Raw genomic sequence first — 19184 nt, 5'->3', positions numbered from 1 at the left:
TTCAGAAATTAAGTAGATTTACTCACATATAATGGACTATTTATCACTTATCAAGCTGCCTATAGAGGCAGAATTAGCAGATTTTATAGATTTGTTCAACAAGTCTCTTATGCATAGCGATGGCCTCCTTTCCCAGGTGCTCGACCACATCCGTCAGCGCGCTGGAAAACGTATGCGCCCTATACTCATCTTGTTGATGGCACGTAATTTTGGAAAGGTTTCCAGTGTTACCCAGCATTCTGCGGTAGGTCTGGAGCTTCTTCATACCGCTTCGCTGGTACATGATGATGTGGTTGATGAGAGTGAGGAGCGCCGCGGACAGGCTAGCGTGAATGCTACTTATAATAATAAGGTGGCTGTGCTTGTGGGCGATTTCATTCTTTCCACCGCCTTGCTTCATGTATCTTATTCGCATTCAGAGGAAATCGTGCGTTATCTTGCTGAGTTGGGACGTATCCTGTCTAATGGTGAGATTCTTCAGCTCAACAGTATCAGTAATGAAGAGATATCGGAAGATATTTATTATCAGGTGATTAAGCAGAAAACGGCTGCTCTCTTTGAGGCTTGCGCCGGTATCGGAGCGATCTCTGCCAATGCTTCAGAACTGCAGATTGAAGAGGCGAAGCGTTTCGGACAGAACTTGGGCATCATCTTCCAGATTCGTGATGATATCTTTGATTATTATGATTCCAAGGAGATAGGTAAACCTACTGGTAATGATATGGTTGAAGGAAAACTGACTTTGCCTGTAATATATGCTTTGAAGTCTACCGGTGATGAGGAGATGATGAAGCTTGCCAGAAAGGTAAAGGCTCATACTGTGACGGCTGATGAAATAGCTCAGTTAGTGGCATTTACAAAGGAAAACGGAGGTATTGAATATGCGGATAAGCGCATGTGGGATTTCCATGCCGAAGCCATGAATTTCCTCGATACTTATGTGGAGGATAAGGATATTTACAATGCCTTGAAGGCTTACCTGGATTTTGTGATTGAAAGAAAAGCTTAATATAAAAAGGGTTGGTTCTCAGAGAGGATCAACCCTTTGTTTTTTGTATTCTATTGAAAATCAGTTACTTTTCTTTAGAAGTATTTAATCTCCTTGCCAAGAATTTCGCTCAAGAGGAGGTTAGTCAGGCGTGATGTGCCGAGGCGCAACCACTGGTTGGTCAGCCATTTCTCGCCCAAAACTTCCTTCACGATGGTGTAGTAAACTACGGCATCATGAACGGTATTGATACCACCTGCAGGCTTGAAACCAATCTGAATGCCAGTCTTTTCGTAATATGCCTTGATAGCCTGGCACATAACGTATGCTGCCTCAGGGGTAGCTGAGACCTTCTCCTTGCCTGTTGAGGTTTTGATATAGTCAGAACCTGAGTACATTGCGAGGATAGAAGCCTTCATGATGTTGCTGCAATTCTTCAGATCGCCTGTCTCCAGAATGCACTTCATCTTATGTTCTCCGCATGTCTCCTTGAGTTCCTGAATATCATCGCAGAGACCCTCGTAATCTTCGCTGAAGAACTTGCCAACAGGCATTACGATATCCACCTCTGTAGCACCATCCTTGATAGCCATTGCGGTTTCTGCAATCTTTACCTCGATAAAGGTCTGAGAGGATGGGAAATTGCCACTTACTACAGCGATTTCTACGCCGTCAACCTCCAGACTCTGGCTGATAAGGCCGGCAAAGTTAGGGTAGGTACATACAGTTGCTACGTGAGGAAGCTGAGGATAATCCTTGGCAAACTGATTCACCTTTTCAATCATCTTCAGGATGCTTTCTTCTGTATCTTCTGTATGGAGAGAAGTCAACTCGATGCTGCCGAAGAGGAACTTCTTGACCTCCATGGTCTCATTCTCTGCTACCTTTTCATCGAGAATCTTCTTTACTGCAGCAGCTACTTCCTCATCGTTGAGGTTGCAGTTGTACTGCTTCAAAACTGATAAATACTTGTCGTCTGACTCTTTATACTGTCCCTGCTGTGCAAGAACCTGTTCTTTAATACTGCTCATACTTAATGTTATTTATATAATTATTAAAGTTAAGTTTTTATATGAATAGCAATTTTAATTCTTGTTATCTTGTTCTTTATCTTCCTGATGCTCAGATAGTTTTGGATTGTTTTTATGCCTTTCAGAATCCCTTTGGGTCTTCTTGTCAAAACTCTTCTGGAGTTCTTCTGTCAAGTCAATCCCTGTTTGATTTGCCAGGCAGATAAGCACCCATAGAACATCGGCCATCTCTTCGCCCAAGTTAGGTTTCTCGCCTTTCTTGAAACTCTGGTCACCGTATGTTCGGGCAATGACGCGTGCCAGTTCGCCCACTTCTTCTGTGAGGCAAGCCATATTGGTCAGTTCGCTGAAATAGCGTACGCCATATTCTTTAATCCACTGATCTACAGCTTCTTGTGCTTCTTTTATTGTCATCTTCCTAGTTCTTTTATGGGGAAAGATGCCTTTCTTTCAGGGTAGGGCATTATTCCTTGTTGTGAGTATCCATCATGATGGTTACCGGTCCATCGTTCAGTAAATCTACCTTCATATCGGCACCAAATTCGCCTGTTCCTACTGGCTTTCCGAGTGCATCGGATAGCTTTTTGCAGAACTTCTCATAGAGTGGAACGCTGATTTCGTGCTTGGCTGCTCTGAGCCAGCTTGGGCGGTTTCCTTTCTTGTAGCTGGCGAATAGGGTGAACTGGCTGATGACCAGAATCTCACCATTTATATCCATGATAGAGCGGTTCATAACATGGTTTTCGTCGTCGAAAACACGGAGTCCGATTACCTTTCTGACCAGCCAGTCTACATCTTCTGAAGTGTCGCTTTCCTCTATTCCCAGAAGGATCAGATAGCCTTGTCTGATGGCAGATTTAACCTCTCCTTCGATGGTTACTGAGGCGTGAGAGACACGCTGTATTACGATTCTCATATTACTACTTTTGAACTTTGAATGTTGAACATAGAACTTTATGAATAGCATTTGTGGAATGCTTGCTTCGGTTCTGTTCTTCTTCTTATTATTAATATATATATAGTATAGTTTGAACTGCAAATATACAACTTTTATTTCATATTCTCGCCTTTTTCTTCGAAATATTTTGAAAGAATTTCTGCCTTATGAGGGCCTAATACTTCTGAAAGTTGTTCAAAGGATGCTTCTTTCATCTTTTTCACGCTCTTAAACTTGCTCAGAAGGGCTTCTTTAGCCTTTGGACCGATGCCTTTGATATCGTCTAATTCTGAGTGAAGAGCATGTTTGCTGCGCTTGTCGCGATGGAAGGTGATGGCGTATCTGTGCACCTCATCCTGTATCTGCGTCAGTACCTTGAACAGTTCACTTTCGGGTGGTAGGGCGATGGTTTGAGGAGGGAATCCGAAGAGAAGTTCGTTGGTGCGGTGACGGTCGTCTTTGGCAAGTCCTGCGATAGGAATATCCAGGTGTAATTCGTCAACAATAACCTCTCTTACTACGTCCATCTGACCCTTTCCGCCATCGGTAATAATGAGGTCAGGAAGTGCAGTTTCTTCCTCTATCATGCGACTGTACCGGCGTCTTACCACCTCTTGCATGGATGCGTAATCATCAGGTCCTTCCACCGTTTTGATGTTGTATTTACGGTAGTCTTTTCTGGATGGTTTCATACCTTTATATACGATGCAACCTGCCACGGCATCAGTACCGGATATGTTGGAATTATCGAAACATTCTATCTGGTAAGGCATCTTCGGAAGCTTTAATTTGGCTTGCAATTCCTTCATCAATCGGGTCTGTTTCTGCTCCGGATTGAGCTTTTCTGCCTGTTTCAGACGGTCGAATTTATACTGCTTGCAGTTCATTTCCGACAGCTCCAGAAGGTGCTTTTTGTCTCCTCTCTGGGGTACGAAGAAGGTTGCATCTTTCAGATTCCATTCCATCTCAAAAGGCACGATTATCTCCTTCGAAGTGGAGTGGAAACGCTCTCTGATTTCCGGAATGGCTGTAATCAGAAGTTCCTCATCGCTCTCCTCCAGTTTACGTTTATATTCGTAGGTGAAGCTCTGGTTGATGGTGCCGTTTTTTACGTGAATATAGTTGATGAAGGCGTTTTTGTTGGCATCATCATTTACGATGGTGAAGACATCTACATCTGTAATGGTATGGCTTACTACCTCGCTTTTTGCCTCAAATTCATCCAGTAATTGGTACTTTTTCTTATATTCTTCAGCTATTTCAAAGCGAAGAAGTTCGGCATTTTTCATCATCAAATCGTAGAGATATTTGCTTACTTCCCGCGTGTTTCCCTTCAGAATTTCACGTGCCTGGCGCATGTTTTCCTGATATTCCTCATAGCTCTGCTTGTTGATGCAGGGTGCTCCGCAGTTGTGGATATGATACTCCAGACACGGCTTGTATCTGCCTTCAGCAACGCCTTCTCTGGTGATAGGCATTCTGCAGGTGCGGGGCTTATAAAGCTTCTTGATGACCTCTAAAACGGCATACATGCTGCCGATATGAGGGTAAGGACCGAAGAAGGTTCCCACTTTTTTATTGATATGACGAGTCTTGAAAATGCGTGGAAAATACTCGTTAGTTACGCATATAGAGGGGTATGTCTTGCCGTCTTTCAGCAGGACATTGTATCTTGGATTATACTTTTTGATCAGGCTGTTTTCGAGCAACAGTGCGTCTTCTTCTGTGTTTACGACTGTATAAGATATGTCGTGAATCTTAGAAACAAGCACCTTTGTCTTGTATCTGTCTACCTCTTTATGGAAGTAGGAAGATACTCTTCTCTTTAGATTTTTCGCCTTTCCCACATATATAATCGTATGATTTTCGTCGTAATATTGGTAGCTTCCTGGCTTCTCCGGCATACTTAAAACGATGTTTTTAAGCCTTGCCAAGCGCTCCTCATTCTCTTGTTTCGTCATATTTTTACTTGTTTTTAAAGGAAAAACGAGCGTTACTGTTTCACGTGAAACGGCAACGCTCTAGTGTCTTTTACTGCTTCCTTGCTGCATTCTCGCAGTATTTCTTGCAGTATTTTTGCAGCTTATAACTGTAATAAAGTAGTTACTTCAACGTCTGGATCAAAGGAGTTTCTGCCTTCGAAATTCTCGTTTACGAGTTCAATGATGAAGTTAGCATATACCTTTTTCGGATGGAATTTCTTTACCAGGTCGCATGCTGCTTTCATGGTTCCACCGGTGGCAAGGAGGTCGTCGTGGAGGAGTACGATGTCGTTCTCATTGATGGCATCTTCGTGGATTTCGATGGTATCCATGCCATATTCCTTAGCATAACTTTCCTGTACGGTTTTGCATGGAAGTTTGCCCGGTTTGCGGCATAAAACTACGCCGGCTCCGAGACGTATTGCGAGTGCTGAAGACATTACGAAACCGCGTGATTCGATGCCTACAATCTTGGTGATTCCTTTATCTTTGTAGAGTTCATACATCTCATCGCTGATCTCTTTTAAAGATGCAGGATTCTTGAAAAGGGTTGAAACGTCGCGGAAGTTTACACCCTTGATTGGCCAATCTGGAATGCAACGCAGATTGTCTAATAATAGCTGATTGTTCATTACTTTTTATGCTTTAAATTGATACTTATTTTGTTCTTTTTTCTTGTTCCTTTTTAGGGTTTTTTGCCCGTTTGTTTTTGCGTTTTGCTTGATTTTATCCGCTTTTGTTTCACGAATTGCTGAAGTTTTACTTTAACCGCAAAACACTTGATGCAACCTTTCTTAAGCGGTTGAGCATCAAATGTTTTGTTAGTAGTCTGTTTCACGTGAAACATTGGGGGTTCCCTTGTTTTTCACTGTGAAACGGCTTATCTTCCGAGTAATACAAGCATCACGTTGATATCGCTTGGTGATACGCCCGGAATTCGGCTTGCCTGTGCCAAGGTTTCCGGGTCGATTCGCTCGAGTTTCTGGCGTCCTTCTGTGGAGATTTCGTGGAGCTCGGAATAGTTGAAACGGCCCTTGATTTTGATGTCCTCCAAACGGTGCATCTTATCGGCGATGAGACGTTCTCGCTCGATGTAACCTTTGTACTTCATCTTGATTTCTGCAGCTTCCGTTATCTCTTCCTTTCGGTTGGCTGGTGTTTCCAGTGCAGCCTTCAGGTCCGGAATAATCTCCGAAAGATTCGTGAGGTTCAGGTGCGGACGAGCGATGAGGTCGATGAGCTTGCAGCCGGCGCGAAGTGGAGTAGTACCGAGTGCCTCCAGTTTTGGATTTATCTCATCCTTCTTGATAGGATAGTTGGCGCAAAATTCGATGATTCTTCCGATGGCTTCTTTTTTCTCTATCCACCAGTCGTAACGGTCGCGCTTGGCAATTCCGAGTTCGTATGCTTTTTCGGTGAGTCGGGCATCGGCATCGTCCTGACGGAGCAGAATGCGGTATTCGGCTCTGGAGGTAAACATACGGTATGGTTCGTCAACTCCCTTTGTGGTGAGATCATCGATGAGTACGCCGATATAACTCTCATCGCGGTTCATCTCGAATGTTTTGTCGCCAACACAATGCAAGGCTGCGTTGATTCCTGCCACGGTTCCCTGTCCTCCTGCTTCCTCATAACCGGTGGTTCCGTTCACCTGTCCGGCAAAGAAGAGACCTTTGATGATTTTCGACTCCAGTGAATGTTTGAGTTGGGTAGGGTCGAAGTAATCGTATTCGATGGCGTAACCCGGTCTGTAAATCTTCGCATCTCTCAATGCCGGAATCTCATGAAGAGCGTTCAACTGGATTTCCATCGGCATGCTTGAAGAAAAACCGTTCAGATACATCTCGTTCGTATCCTCGCCTTCCGGTTCCAGGAAGAGCGGATGCTGATCCTTGTCGGGGAAGGTGACGAGCTTCGTTTCTATACTCGGACAGTAACGTGGACCGGTACTCTGAATCTGACCATTATATAAAGGTGAGTCAGCGAGACCGCTTTTTAAAGTTTCGTGTACCTTCTTGTTGGTGTAGCAAGTCCAGCAAGGCAATTGTTTCAGAACCCGATGTTCTCCCATATAAGAGAACTGGTGGAAATCGCTGTCTCCCGGCTGCTCTTCCATATCTTCGAAATGAACACTTCGCTTGTCGATTCTGACCGGAGTACCGGTTTTCATTCTGGCTGTAGTGATACCCCATCGGGTGATGCTCTCCGTAAAGTTGTGTACGGCAGGTTCGGCGCATCTTCCGCCTTCTACCATCTTTCTTCCTACATGCATCAGTCCGTTGAGGAATGTTCCAGCGGTGATGATGATGCTCTTGGCATAGAATTCGGCTCCCCAGATGGTTTTTACGCCGATGGCTTCTCCGTTAGCTACGAGCAGTTCGTCAGCCTGGTCTTGCCAGATGTCGAGGTTGTCGGTGTGGTCGAGGATGGTTCTCCATTCCCAGATAAACTTTCCTCTGTCGCATTGGGCACGGGGGCTCCATACGGCAGGACCTTTGCCGATGTTGAGCATTCGGAACTGGATGGCGGTTTTATCCGTTACGATACCCATCTGTCCGCCCAAAGCATCGATTTCGCGCACAATCTGTCCCTTGGCAATACCTCCGATGGCGGGGTTGCAACTCATCTGTCCAATCTTGTTCATATCCATCGTTATCAAACAGGTTTTGGCACCCATGTTTGCAGAGGCTGCAGCAGCCTCGCATCCGGCATGTCCTCCACCGATAACGAGCACGTCATAATTGAATTTCATACTTCGTTTAATCTATATTTTTTCTAATTTTCGGCAAAAGTAAGAAATAAAATCGAAATTTTAGCAAAAATACTTTGATAAATCATTAAAATATAGTAATTTTGCAGCAGACTTGCGAAAATATACCTAGAAATGAGGATTGCAGAATGCCCAAAAATAGGTATTGCAGGGACGAAAAGTGTGGAATATAAATTAGTTTCAAACAGTTAAATAATTAAATTTCAATCATTTATGTGGTTAATCAATTCATCTATTGGTAGAAAGGTAGTGATGTCAGTAACTGGTATCGCTCTTATTCTATTCTTGACATTCCACGGTTGCATGAATGTTGTTGCGCTTTTCTCTGGAGAAGCTTACAACACAATCTGCGAATTGTTGGGTGCTAACTGGTACGCCGTAGTTGCAACTTTGGGTTTGGCAGCTTTGGCAGTTTGTCACATCGTTTACGCTTTCATCCTGACAGCACAGAACCGTCGTGCTCGCGGTAACCAGCGTTACGAGGTAACAGCAAAGCCAGAAAAAGTAGAGTGGGCTAGCCAGAACATGTTGGTGCTCGGTATCATCATCGTTCTTGGTTTGTTGCTTCACCTCTTTAATTTCTGGTACAACATGATGTTTGCAGAGCTTTTGGGTACAAGCTTCGGCCACTGCCCATCAGACGGCTTCGCATTCATTCAGGACACCTTCGCTAACCCAGTGTTCGTAGTTCTCTACATCATCTGGTTGGTAGCTCTTTGGTTCCACCTCACTCACGGTTTCTGGAGTGCTATTCAGACTCTCGGTTGGAGCGGTAAGACTTGGTTCTGCCGTTGGAAGATGATTGGTATGATTTATTCTACCATCCTGCTTCTCCTCTTCATCGTAGTTGTATTGGCATTCGCTTTCGGTTGCGCTCCATCTTTGTGCTGCGCATAATTCGTGTAATCATTTAAGTATTAAAAAAGATTATGGCAAAAACATTAAATTCTAGAATACCTGAAGGACCAGTTGCTGAGAAGTGGACCAACTATAAGGCTCACCAGCGTTTGGTTAACCCAAAGAATAAGTTAAAGCTCGACGTTATCGTTGTAGGTACAGGTTTGGCAGGTGCTTCTGCTGCTGCTTCTCTCGGCGAGATGGGCTTCAATATCTTGAACTTCTGCATCCAGGACTCTCCACGTCGTGCTCACTCTATCGCAGCACAGGGTGGTATCAATGCAGCTAAGAATTATCAGAATGATGGTGACTCTGTTTACCGTCTGTTCTACGATACTGTAAAGGGTGGTGACTACCGTGCTCGTGAGGCTAACGTTTACCGTTTGGCTGAGGTGAGCAACGATATCATCGACCAGTGCGTAGCTCAGGGCGTTCCTTTCGCTCGTGAGTACGGTGGTATGTTGGCTAACCGTTCTTTCGGTGGTGCTCAGGTATCTCGTACATTCTATGCTAAGGGTCAGACAGGTCAGCAGCTCCTCCTCGGTGCTTACTCTTCTTTGAGCCGCATGGTTGAGGCAGGTAAGGTTAAGCTCTTCACCCGTTACGAGATGGAGGATCTTGTTATCGTTGACGGTCACGCTCGTGGTATCATCGCCAAGAATTTGATTACAGGTAAGTTGGAGCGTTTCTCTGCCAACGCCGTAGTTATCGCTACCGGTGGTTATGGTAACGCTTACTTCCTTTCTACAAACGCTATGGGTTGTAACTGTACAGCAGCTATCCAGTGCTACCGCAAGGGTGCTGACTTCGCTAACCCATCTTACGTTCAGATTCACCCTACATGTATCCCTGTTCACGGTACAAACCAGAGTAAGTTGACTTTGATGTCAGAGTCACTCCGTAACGATGGTCGTATCTGGGTTCCTAAGAAGATTGAGGATGCCAAGGCATTGCAGGCTGGTACAAAGAAGGGTTCTGATATTCCTGAGGAAGACCGCGACTACTACTTGGAGCGCCGTTACCCAGCATTCGGTAACCTGGTTCCTCGTGACGTGGCTTCTCGTGCAGCTAAGGAGCGTTGCGACAAGGGCTTCGGTGTCAACAACACAGGTCTTGCCGTATTCCTCGACTTCTCTGAGTCTATCAACCGTCTCGGTATCGACGTTATCCTGCAGCGTTATGGCAACCTCTTTGATATGTATGAGGAGATTACCGACGTTAACCCAGGTGAGTTGGCTAACGAGATTAACGGCGTGAAGTACTACAACCCAATGATGATCTTCCCTGCTATCCACTATACAATGGGTGGTATCTGGGTTGACTACGAGTTGATGACCACTATCCCTGGTCTCTTCGCTATTGGTGAGTGTAACTTCTCTGACCACGGTGCTAACCGTCTTGGTGCATCTGCTTTGATGCAGGGTTTGGCTGACGGTTACTTCGTATTGCCATACACCATCCAGAACTACTTGGCCGACCAGGCATTGTGGCCAAAGCTCTCTACCGATCTCCCAGAGTTCGCAGAGGCAGAGGCAGGTGTTCAGAAGGAAATCGACCGCCTGATGGGTATCCAGGGCAAGCGCTCTGTAGATTCTATCCACAAGGAGTTGGGTCACATCCTTTGGGAGCATGTAGGTATGGGTCGTACCAAGGAAGGTCTTGAGGAAGGCTTGAAGAAGATGAAGGCTCTCCGCGAGGAATTCAACAAGAACCTCTTCATCCCTGGCAAGAAGGAAGGCTTGAACGTAGAGTTGGATAAGGCTATCCACTTGCGTGACTTCATCTTGATGGGCGAGTTGATCGCTTACGATGCATTGCACCGCAACGAGAGCTGTGGTGGTCACTTCCGTGAGGAGTACCAGACAGAGGAAGGCGAGGCTAAGCGTGATGATGAGAACTTCTTCTACGTAGGTTGCTGGGAGTATCAGGGCAACGATACAACTGCTCCAGTGCTCAACAAGGAACCTCTCGAGTATGAGGCAATTAAGGTACAGACAAGAAATTACAAGAATTAAAAAGCGAACAAGACAATGGCAAGAAATATAAGTTTCACAGTTAAGTATTGGAAGCAGGACGGTCCTACAGCACAGGGTCACTTCGATACACATGAGATGAAGAACATCCCAGATGATACTTCATTCCTCGAGATGCTCGACATCTTGAACGAGGAGCTCATCGAGTCAGGTCAGGAGCCTTTCGTCTTCGACCACGACTGCCGCGAGGGTATCTGCGGTATGTGCTCTCTCTATATTAATGGTACACCTCACGGTAAGACTGAGCGTGGTGCTACAACATGTCAGCTCTACATGCGTCGTTTCAACGATGGCGATGTTATCACCGTTGAGCCTTGGCGTTCTGCTGGTTTCCCTATCATCAAGGACTGTATGGTAGACCGTTCAGCATTCGACAAGATCATCCAGGCAGGTGGTTACACCAGCATTCGTACAGGTCAGGCTCAGGATGCCAACGCTATCCTGATTCCTAAGGAAAATGCAGACGAGGCAATGGATTGCGCTACATGTATCGGTTGCGGTGCTTGTGTTGCTGCATGTAAGAATGGTTCTGCTATGCTCTTCGTCAGCTCAAAGGTTAGCCAGCTGGCACTTCTCCCACAGGGTCGTGTAGAGGCTGCTGCCCGTGCTAAGAAGATGATTGCACGCATGGATGAGCTCGGATTCGGTAACTGTACAAACACTCGTGCTTGCGAGGCTGTTTGTCCTAAGAACGAGTCTATCGCTAACATCGCCCGCTTGAACCGTGAGTTCTTGAAGGCTAAGTTGGCTGACTAATCCATCGTTTCTTTTGAGACACCGGAATTTTCTCTCTGCATCTTTACGGATGCGAGAGAATTTTCCCAACAACTCTTCACTCTTCACCTTTTGGGTGTAAGTGATTGAAGAATAGGAAGTTGGGCGGGTGAAGAGTGTTTTTTTACTCTTCACCCGCCCTTCACCTTTTTAGGCTGTTGACAGCTAAGCGGCTCTGCGTTTATACCTTTCCTAAAATCGTAAAAGGTGAAGAGTGGTGAAGAGTGGGTGAAGAGTGCCGAAAATCTCTTCACCTATGTAATGTGTTGTGTTTCAGCTCTTTATACTGGAAAGGTGAAGAGTGAAGAGTAGAGTGCGATATTCCTGCCAACCGTGCTTCTCTTGAAATAAGAGAAAGGATGTTTGGCAAACTGTTATACAGGAACAGCCGACTAGCCTCTGTTGCGCTAGTCGGCTGTTTGCCTTTTGCCAGTATGCTGTTTTTCTTCTGCCAGCCTTCTGTTTTTCCTAGTCAGTTGTTCTATCTCCGATAGTTATGTATTTATTTATGCCTGCTGTTAGAATCATATAGCCAGGAAAAAGGGTAGATTATAGCCGAGAGCATCCTGTTTTTGGTGCATCCCGACATAAATTATCAGATATTCTGAGAAATATTTTGTAATCTCATCAGAATGTCGTAAATTTGCGGTTATAAAGAATAAGTAGTGTAATGACGAATCATTCAACAGAAATCATGAACCAAGCAACGTTCGATTTTATCCGCCAGCATCAGGACGATGATGTTCGCCAGTTGGCTTTCCTCGGCAGCAAGTATCCCGAGGTAGATATGCCTTTCGCTCTCGACCAGATTCGCGGGCGAAAGATGTCTCGTGTGAAACTGCCCCGTTGGGCAAGCATCGAAGGCATCATTTATCCCCCTCATATTTCGATGGAGCAATGTTCGTCAGAACAAACGGCACTTTATAAGGCTGAACTCGCTGCCCGACTGCTCGGTTTGTCTCCTTCATCATCCAAAAACGGAGAAGAAAAGGAGAAGGAGAGCGAAAACGCCTCAAATCTTCATCTTTCTGAAATTTGCGAATTTGCGGGCAAAGGGGCAGTTGATTCAGAATTCGCCAAAAATGAAGCCACTTGCAAAAAGCAACAGATATTAACAGAATCAAAAGAGAATGTTAATGAAATAAAAGAAGAACCTCATGAAGGAGATTTTTCTGAAGAAATCGGGTTTGTTGACCTGACCGGTGGTTTCGGAGTAGACTTCTCTTACATCGCTTCCCGATTGGGCGTGAAGTCGATGTATGTGGAGCGTCAGGCTCATCTCTGTGAAGCAGCGAAGGAAAACTTCGGGCGGTTGGGCTTGAAGAACGCCATCGTGAAGAATGGAGACGGAATAGAGGTTCTTCATTCTTTTCTGCCACAGAAAAAAGATGCAGCATCAGCTGATGATTATTTAGGCATCATTTATGACCAACCTCTGTCATTACCTAAGACCAACCTTGGTCTTAAGCTAATCTTCATCGATCCTGCCCGTAGAGACGATGCGGGCAACAAGGTAGTATCCTTGAAAGATTGTACGCCCGATGTAACCCTTTTGCAGGAAGAAATGCTTTCGAAGGCAGATTACGTCATTATCAAACTCTCTCCGATGCTCGATTGGCACCGTGCGGTAAGCGAATTAAACTGCGTAAAAGAGGTTCATATCATCTCCGTGAATAATGAGTGCAAGGAACTCCTTTTAGTGCTCTCAGCGCGAAATATGGGCGAAATGGAGGCTTCGTCGGCAGATGGAGAAGTAAAACATGCCGGGAATCTCCGCATTTATTGCGTCAATGATGCACAATCCTTCGTCTGCGACGAGTTGGATATGGAGTCTTCTTCTGTCAGAATAGCTCCGCCAGTTCTTGAAGAGATGCAGTATCTTTATGAGCCGAATGCCTCGCTGATGAAAGCCGGCTGTTTCGGTGTTCTTTCCGGGCGCTATGATGCAAGGATGCTTTCCAAGAACAGCCATCTCTTCGTGAGTCGTGATCTTATCGCCGCTTTCCCAGGTAGGAGTTTCCGCATCATCGCCATCTCTTCTTTCAATAAGAAGGAGTTGAAGCGCCATCTCTCAGGCATCACCAAGGCGAACATCGCCACCCGCAACTTCCCCCTTTCCGTGGCAGAATTGCGCAAGCGCCTGAAGCTGAAAGATGGTGGTGAAACTTATATCTTTGCCACCACACTGAGCGACGAAAGCCATGTGCTGGTTATAACGGAGAAAGCTTAGAATTAGGTATAGTATTGGGTCTTTATGATGTTTTTACTCAAGTTTCGCATGTTAGCTCCACACACTCTACTTGAAAGGGCAGAAGCTCCTAGCCCAGGGAGGGCACTGAAAAAGTTCCAAGTGGGAGAATGCCACTTGGAACTTGACGTATTATTTTCTTTTTTCCTTGAAGAACTTCTCGAAGAAGTCCATTTGCTTTTGATTTTGAACAGGACCCAAATGCAGTCCTTCCTTCATAATCATCACCGTTGGTTTACCTTCCTGGTAGGTAGTCCAGAAAGGAAGGCTATCCCCATTTGGATTGCCAGTCTTGGTAAAGTTGATCCAGTAGCGTGACATGATTTGTTCCATGTGCTGCTCCGTCTCGGTCATCTTTCCAGAGCCAAACTTATAGCCATAGATGAATGGCATCTCTGCCACATGGCTGGCTCCTCCCTTGCGGCTTTTCACGATGGTGTTCTCTGAGTCTTGGTCAAAGTAATACATATACACCTTGCCCTTGCCGGTCTTGCTCTGCAGGTTAGCCCAGGCATACGTTCCCCATGCAAAGGAGCCATCACGGAAAATGTCGGATTGAGCGAAGTAGGTTTCTTCCTCTGTCTTGGCAGGATAGAGACTGAGAACCTGGTCTGCCCAACTTCCATATATCTCATGGATTCTTTTCTCATAGTCACTTACACTGACAGGGCGGCTAAACATACTTCCTTCGTCGCTGTTGGTTCCTATGATAACATTTACATCATTGTAGTTTCCCTTTTCATAGAGCTTATACTGGTCATCTGTGATGCTGTAGCCATCCACATTAGGCCAGAAGGATTCCATGGCGGTATTCTTCACGATGTCCATAGCCGGAACTTTCCTTAGCTGCTTCAAGTTCTTAGCCTTGAGTCTCTTTTGAAGGAGAAGTCCACTTGCTTCTGCCGCTTTGGTGGTGAGCATGGCTGTGTTACCATTTCTGCTTTCACCCACAGGCCAGAAGGAGCTACCACTTTCGCTGATGGCTCCTCGGAAGAGTCCCTTGGCAAGGGGAGAGGCGCATAGTATACTTACCGAGATACCACCGGCAGATTCTCCAGCAATGGTAATCTTGTCAGGGTCTCCACCAAAGGCTGCGATATTGTCGTGAATCCATTTTAAGGCCATCACTTGGTCCAGGATGCCATAGTTACCAGATATGTTCTTGCCAGATTCCTTACTCAGCTCTGGATGTGCCATGAATCCCAAGGCTCCCAAGCGGTATTCTATGCTGCAATAGATGATGCCTTCCTTGACAAAGCTTTCTTGAGTTCCACTGTAGGAGCCAGTAAGAAAGGCTCCTCCATGAATCATCACAAATACAGGGAGTTTGTCATTCTTACTCTTGGCTGGCGTTTCCACACTGAGGTATAGGCAGTCCTCGCTCATGCCCAGCTCTCCACCATTTTGGTTAGGGTCGATGGGCTGTGGTGGACGGTCTCCCCATTTATCTGCTTTGAATACTCCCTTCCAAGGCTTCTTGCTCACTGGGGCTTTCCATCTGAGGTTGCCCACTGGTGCTTCAGCGTATGGGATTCCCTTGTATAAGGCGAATCCTTCATGTTCCACACCTTCAATTTCCCCTTGCTCCACTGTTGTTCTTAGCAGTTGGGCGTTAGCTGCCGATAGGCAAAAGAGTGTCAGGGCAGCTGTCAGTAGATGTCTTTTCAATTTCATTTCAGGTTATTCCATTAATTCCGCAACACTATTATCAATTAAACATTTTAAGCGCCTGAGCAACAAAAAGTTACTCCGGATTTTGCCATGTCAGAATTTTCACTTATCTTAGTGTTGCGAAAAGAAAACAAGCAAAACTCTGATATGACATGGCAAAGATACAAATTAAATCTGAGAAACTCACTCCTTTTGGAGGAATATTTTCGGGTCATGGAGCAATTTGACTCCACATTGTCATCTGTAATCGACTCAACCCTCAGAATTTCACTACTCATTTGATGAACCATCTCTCGCTTCATCCGACACTTCGCACTTCTCGCCAGTGTTGAGAGAATAGATGATCGAGCTTTTTCTTATTGTGATTCCTTGGAGAATGTTGGTTTTCCGCCAGCGCTTAAAACTATCGGGAAGGATATTCCGCCAAAACCACCACTAAATGGGTGATATAGGCTAGTTTGGGGGCTGTAATTAAATTTTAACCCCTAAAAAACTGCAAAAAAAGTAGCAATATTTGGTAATTTGCCAAAATATTGCTACTTTTGCATTTATAATATTGCAAACTAGTTTGAAAATCATGTCATTAATAGAAATTAAAAAGGTCGAAACAAAGAAGGATTTGAAGACGTTCATCGACTTCCATTACGACCTCTACGAAGGCAACGAATATGATGTGCCTAATCTTTTCAGCGACGACATGAATACTCTGAGCAAGGACAAGAACGCAGCGTTCGAGTTCTGCGAGGCAGAGTATTTTCTTGCCTATAAGGACGGCAAGCTGGCAGGTCGCGTCGCTGCCATTATTAATCATAAGGCAAACAATAAATGGGGCAGGAAATCGGTCCGTTTCGGCTGGATTGATTTCATTGACGACCGCGAGGTTTCCAAGGCTCTTCTCGATACTGTAGAGAAATACGGTAAGGAGAAGGGAATGGAAGATATTGTAGGTCCGCTGGGTTTTACCGATATGGATCCGGAAGGCATGCTTACCTGGGGCTTTGACCAGCTAGGCACCATGCCTACCATTTATAATTATTCATATTATCCGGAGCACATTGAGGCTCTGGAGGGTTTTACCGTAGATAATAAGTATGTAGAGTATAAACTGATGGTGCCAGATACCATCCCGGAGAAATATTCCAAGATAGCGGCGATGATAGAGAAAAGATACAATCTCCATGTCCGCAAACTTACCCGTAAGGATATTTATCAGGGCGGATACGGACAGAAGATTTTCGACCTCATCAATGATACATACAAGCATCTCTATGGTTATTCCGAACTTTCACAGAAGCAGATAGACCAGTACATCAAGATGTATCTGTCTTTGCTCGACCTGAACTTTGTAACAGCCATAGAAGACTGGACTACCGAGGATCATAAGATGATAGGTATCGGTATTACGATGCCTTCCCTTTCCAGAGCTCTGCAGAAGTGTCATAGGGGCAGGCTGCTTCCTTTTGGCTGGTGGCATCTGCTGCGCGCCATCAAGTTCCATAAAACCAAGATTGTCGACCTTCTGCTCATCGGTATCCAGCCAGAATACCGTGCTAAGGGTGCCAATGCGCTGCTCTTTGCCGACCTGATTCCTATCTATCAGAAGTATGGAATCGAGTGGGGAGAAACACAGGTGGAAATGGAAGATAATGCTGCCGTGCAGGGACAATGGGGCGTCTTGGATCCAGTCCTTCACAAGCGCCGCAACTGCTATATTAAGAGTATCAGGTAAATAGCAATTGTTGTGTTGGCAATTATCTGATAAACAGAATATTGCAACATCATTTGCTATGTTATAAGAAAATAAATAAGAATAACTAAGGAGGAAATCATGTCTGAAGATAAAAACTTAGGTAACAGCGAATTGAATGCCGCTGATGAGCTTGCCAATGCCCCTCAGGAGCAGCAGCCGGTAGAGTATACCGATGATAACATCCGCCACTTGAGCGATATGGAGCATGTACGCACCCGTCCGGGTATGTACATCGGTCGTCTGGGAGATGGAAATCTGCCGGAAGATGGTATTTATGTGCTCTTGAAGGAGGTGGTAGACAACTCTATCGATGAATTCAAGATGGGCGCAGGTGCCCGTCTGGAAATCGATATCGAGGACAATCTGCGTGTCAGCGTGCGCGACTATGGCCGTGGTATTCCTCAGGGAAAGCTCGTCGAGGCGGTGAGCGTGCTGAATACCGGCGGTAAGTACGACAGCAAGGCGTTCAAGAAGAGCGTCGGTCTGAACGGTGTGGGTGTGAAGGCGGTCAATGCCCTCAGTTCCCACTTCGAGGTAAAGTCGTACCGCGACGGCAAGGTGCGCCATCTGAAGTTCGAGAAAGGTATTCTGAAGAGCGACACGACGGAAGATACTGAGGACGAGAACGGTACCTTTATCTTCTTCGAGCCGGATAATACACTCTTCAAGAACTATTCCTTCCACGATGATTTCGTGGAAACAATGCTCCGCAACTATACTTATCTGAACACCGGACTCACCATCATGCACAATGGCCGCCGTATCTTGAGCCGCCATGGTCTGCAGGATTTGCTGAGCGATAATATGACCAATGAAGGCCTCTACGACATCGTCCACATGAAGGGCGAGGACATCGAGATTGCCTTCACCCATACCAACCAGTATGGCGAGGAGTATTATTCCTTCGTCAACGGTCAGCACACCACCCAGGGAGGTACGCATCAGAGTGCCTTCAAGGAGCATATTGCCAAGACTATCAAGGAGTTCTACGGCAAGTATGAGTATGCAGACATCCGAAACGGACTGGTGGCTGCCATTGCCATCAACGTAGAAGAACCGGTCTTCGAGAGTCAGACCAAGATTAAGCTCGGAAGTACTACGATGACGCCGAATGGTGGCGAAACCATTAATAAGTATGTAGGCGATTTCCTGAAGAAGGAAGTAGACAACTATCTCCATATCCACAAGGATGTGGCTGAGATTCTGGAGAATAAGATCAAGGAGAGCGAACGCGAGCGCAAGGCGATGGCGGGCGTTACCAAACTCGCCCGTGAGCGTGCCAAGAAGGCGAATCTCCACAACCGCAAGCTCCGCGACTGCCGCATCCATTTCAGCGACGCCAAGAACGAGCGCAAGGAGGAGAGTTCTATCTTCATCACCGAGGGCGATTCTGCCAGCGGAAGCATCACCAAGAGCCGCGATGTGAACACCCAGGCGGTGTTCTCGCTGCGTGGTAAACCGCTCAACAGCTTCGGTCTTACCAAGAAGGTGGTTTATGAGAACGAGGAGTTCAATCTGCTTCAGGCAGCTCTCGATATAGAGGACGGCTTGGATTCATTGCGTTACAACAAGGTGATTGTGGCAACCGATGCGGATGTCGACGGAATGCATATCCGACTGCTCATCATTACCTTCTTCCTACAGTTCTTCCCAGATCTCATCAAGAAGGGTCATGTCTACGTGCTTCAGACCCCATTGTTCCGAGTGCGCAACAAGCGAACCAAGATCAAGAACAAGCAGGCGGTGGCTGATGCGGATGCGAAACTGGGAAGCAAGGAGAAAAAGAGCGATTTCATCACGCATTACTGTTACAGCGATGAGGAGCGCCAGCAGGCGATTCGCGATTTGGGTCCTGATCCTGAAATCACCCGATTCAAAGGATTGGGAGAGATTTCGCCTGATGAATTCGCCCATTTCATCGGTCCCGACATGCGGTTGGAGCAGGTTACGCTGCATAAAACCGACCAGGTTCAGAAGCTGCTGGAATATTATATGGGTAAGAATACGATGGAGCGACAGAACTTCATCATCGAAAATCTGGTAATAGAAGAGGATATTCCGGAGGAAGACTCAGCACCGCTGGATTAAATGAAGTGAAGAGTG

14 protein-coding genes and 1 pseudogene are annotated in these 19184 nt (G+C 45.8%); 8 read left to right on the top strand and 7 right to left on the bottom strand.

Annotated features, from left to right (window positions below; genetic code table 11):
- Positions 1-31: 31 nt before the first annotated feature.
- On the top strand, positions 32-1009 hold the full coding sequence (locus DWV53_RS06725; RefSeq protein ID WP_118152530.1) for a polyprenyl synthetase family protein: 978 nt from the start codon (positions 32-34) through the stop codon (positions 1007-1009).
- A gap of 74 nt (positions 1010-1083) precedes the next feature.
- Here the strand turns inward: DWV53_RS06725 and deoC are convergent, their stop codons facing one another.
- The 6 genes from deoC to mnmG form a co-directional block, all read right to left on the bottom strand.
- Positions 1084-2019: a deoxyribose-phosphate aldolase gene (deoC, locus tag DWV53_RS06720; RefSeq protein WP_117729280.1), complete on the bottom strand. Its 936-nt coding sequence runs from the start codon at positions 2017-2019 to the stop codon at positions 1084-1086.
- A 54-nt stretch (positions 2020-2073) separates the two neighbouring features.
- The gene (locus DWV53_RS06715; protein WP_118152529.1) at positions 2074-2433 is read right to left on the bottom strand and encodes a nucleotide pyrophosphohydrolase; all 360 of its coding nucleotides are present in this window, start codon (positions 2431-2433) and stop codon (positions 2074-2076) included.
- Positions 2434-2482: 49 nt separating this feature from the next.
- The gene (gene dtd, locus DWV53_RS06710; RefSeq protein ID WP_118152554.1) at positions 2483-2935 is read right to left on the bottom strand and encodes a D-aminoacyl-tRNA deacylase; all 453 of its coding nucleotides are present in this window, start codon (positions 2933-2935) and stop codon (positions 2483-2485) included.
- A 134-nt stretch (positions 2936-3069) separates the two neighbouring features.
- A complete protein-coding gene (gene uvrC, locus DWV53_RS06705) occupies positions 3070-4917 on the bottom strand; it encodes an excinuclease ABC subunit UvrC (RefSeq protein ID WP_118152528.1) in 1848 nt (615 codons plus the stop codon).
- 122 nt (positions 4918-5039) lie between these two features.
- Positions 5040-5570 carry an adenine phosphoribosyltransferase gene (locus DWV53_RS06700; protein ID WP_117695105.1) on the bottom strand — a complete coding sequence of 177 codons (531 nt, stop codon included), beginning with the start codon at positions 5568-5570 and terminating at the stop codon, positions 5040-5042.
- 248 nt (positions 5571-5818) lie between these two features.
- Complete coding sequence (gene mnmG, locus DWV53_RS06695; RefSeq protein ID WP_118152527.1) at positions 5819-7690, bottom strand: tRNA uridine-5-carboxymethylaminomethyl(34) synthesis enzyme MnmG; 1872 nt, start codon at positions 7688-7690, stop codon at positions 5819-5821.
- 231 nt (positions 7691-7921) lie between these two features.
- Here mnmG and DWV53_RS06690 point away from each other — a divergent pair, with 231 nt between their 5' ends.
- From DWV53_RS06690 to DWV53_RS06675, 4 genes are all read left to right on the top strand, one after another.
- On the top strand, positions 7922-8605 hold the full coding sequence (locus DWV53_RS06690) for a succinate dehydrogenase/fumarate reductase cytochrome b subunit (RefSeq protein WP_117587139.1): 684 nt from the start codon (positions 7922-7924) through the stop codon (positions 8603-8605).
- A gap of 32 nt (positions 8606-8637) precedes the next feature.
- Positions 8638-10620 (top strand): fumarate reductase/succinate dehydrogenase flavoprotein subunit, encoded by a 1983-nt coding sequence (locus DWV53_RS06685; protein WP_118152526.1) that lies wholly within the window; start codon positions 8638-8640, stop codon positions 10618-10620.
- A 15-nt stretch (positions 10621-10635) separates the two neighbouring features.
- A complete protein-coding gene (locus DWV53_RS06680) occupies positions 10636-11394 on the top strand; it encodes a succinate dehydrogenase/fumarate reductase iron-sulfur subunit (protein WP_022120108.1) in 759 nt (252 codons plus the stop codon).
- Positions 11395-12106: 712 nt separating this feature from the next.
- Entirely contained in the window at positions 12107-13642 is a 1536-nt protein-coding gene (locus DWV53_RS06675) for a THUMP-like domain-containing protein (RefSeq protein WP_147468750.1), read from the top strand.
- A 150-nt stretch (positions 13643-13792) separates the two neighbouring features.
- Here the strand turns inward: DWV53_RS06675 and DWV53_RS06670 are convergent, their stop codons facing one another.
- Positions 13793-15334: a carboxylesterase/lipase family protein gene (locus tag DWV53_RS06670; protein ID WP_118152524.1), complete on the bottom strand. Its 1542-nt coding sequence runs from the start codon at positions 15332-15334 to the stop codon at positions 13793-13795.
- A 149-nt stretch (positions 15335-15483) separates the two neighbouring features.
- On the opposite strand from DWV53_RS06670, the pseudogene DWV53_RS06665 reads away from it, so the two are divergent.
- The 3 genes and pseudogenes from DWV53_RS06665 to DWV53_RS06650 all read left to right on the top strand — a co-directional run.
- Positions 15484-15648: pseudogene (locus DWV53_RS06665) on the top strand (IS1380 family transposase); the annotation flags it as partial.
- Between the two features lie 260 nt (positions 15649-15908).
- Positions 15909-17060: an N-acetyltransferase gene (locus DWV53_RS06655; RefSeq protein WP_118152522.1), complete on the top strand. Its 1152-nt coding sequence runs from the start codon at positions 15909-15911 to the stop codon at positions 17058-17060.
- A gap of 219 nt (positions 17061-17279) precedes the next feature.
- Positions 17280-19169 (top strand): DNA topoisomerase IV subunit B, encoded by a 1890-nt coding sequence (locus DWV53_RS06650; RefSeq protein WP_233339513.1) that lies wholly within the window; start codon positions 17280-17282, stop codon positions 19167-19169.
- Positions 19170-19184 lie beyond the last annotated feature (15 nt).

This window comes from Segatella copri, from assembly GCF_003465495.1.
Lineage (GTDB): Bacteria > Bacteroidota > Bacteroidia > Bacteroidales > Bacteroidaceae > Prevotella > Prevotella copri_G.
The sequence above is the reverse complement of the archived record's forward strand: the minus strand, read 5'-3'. Positions and strand labels throughout refer to the sequence as shown.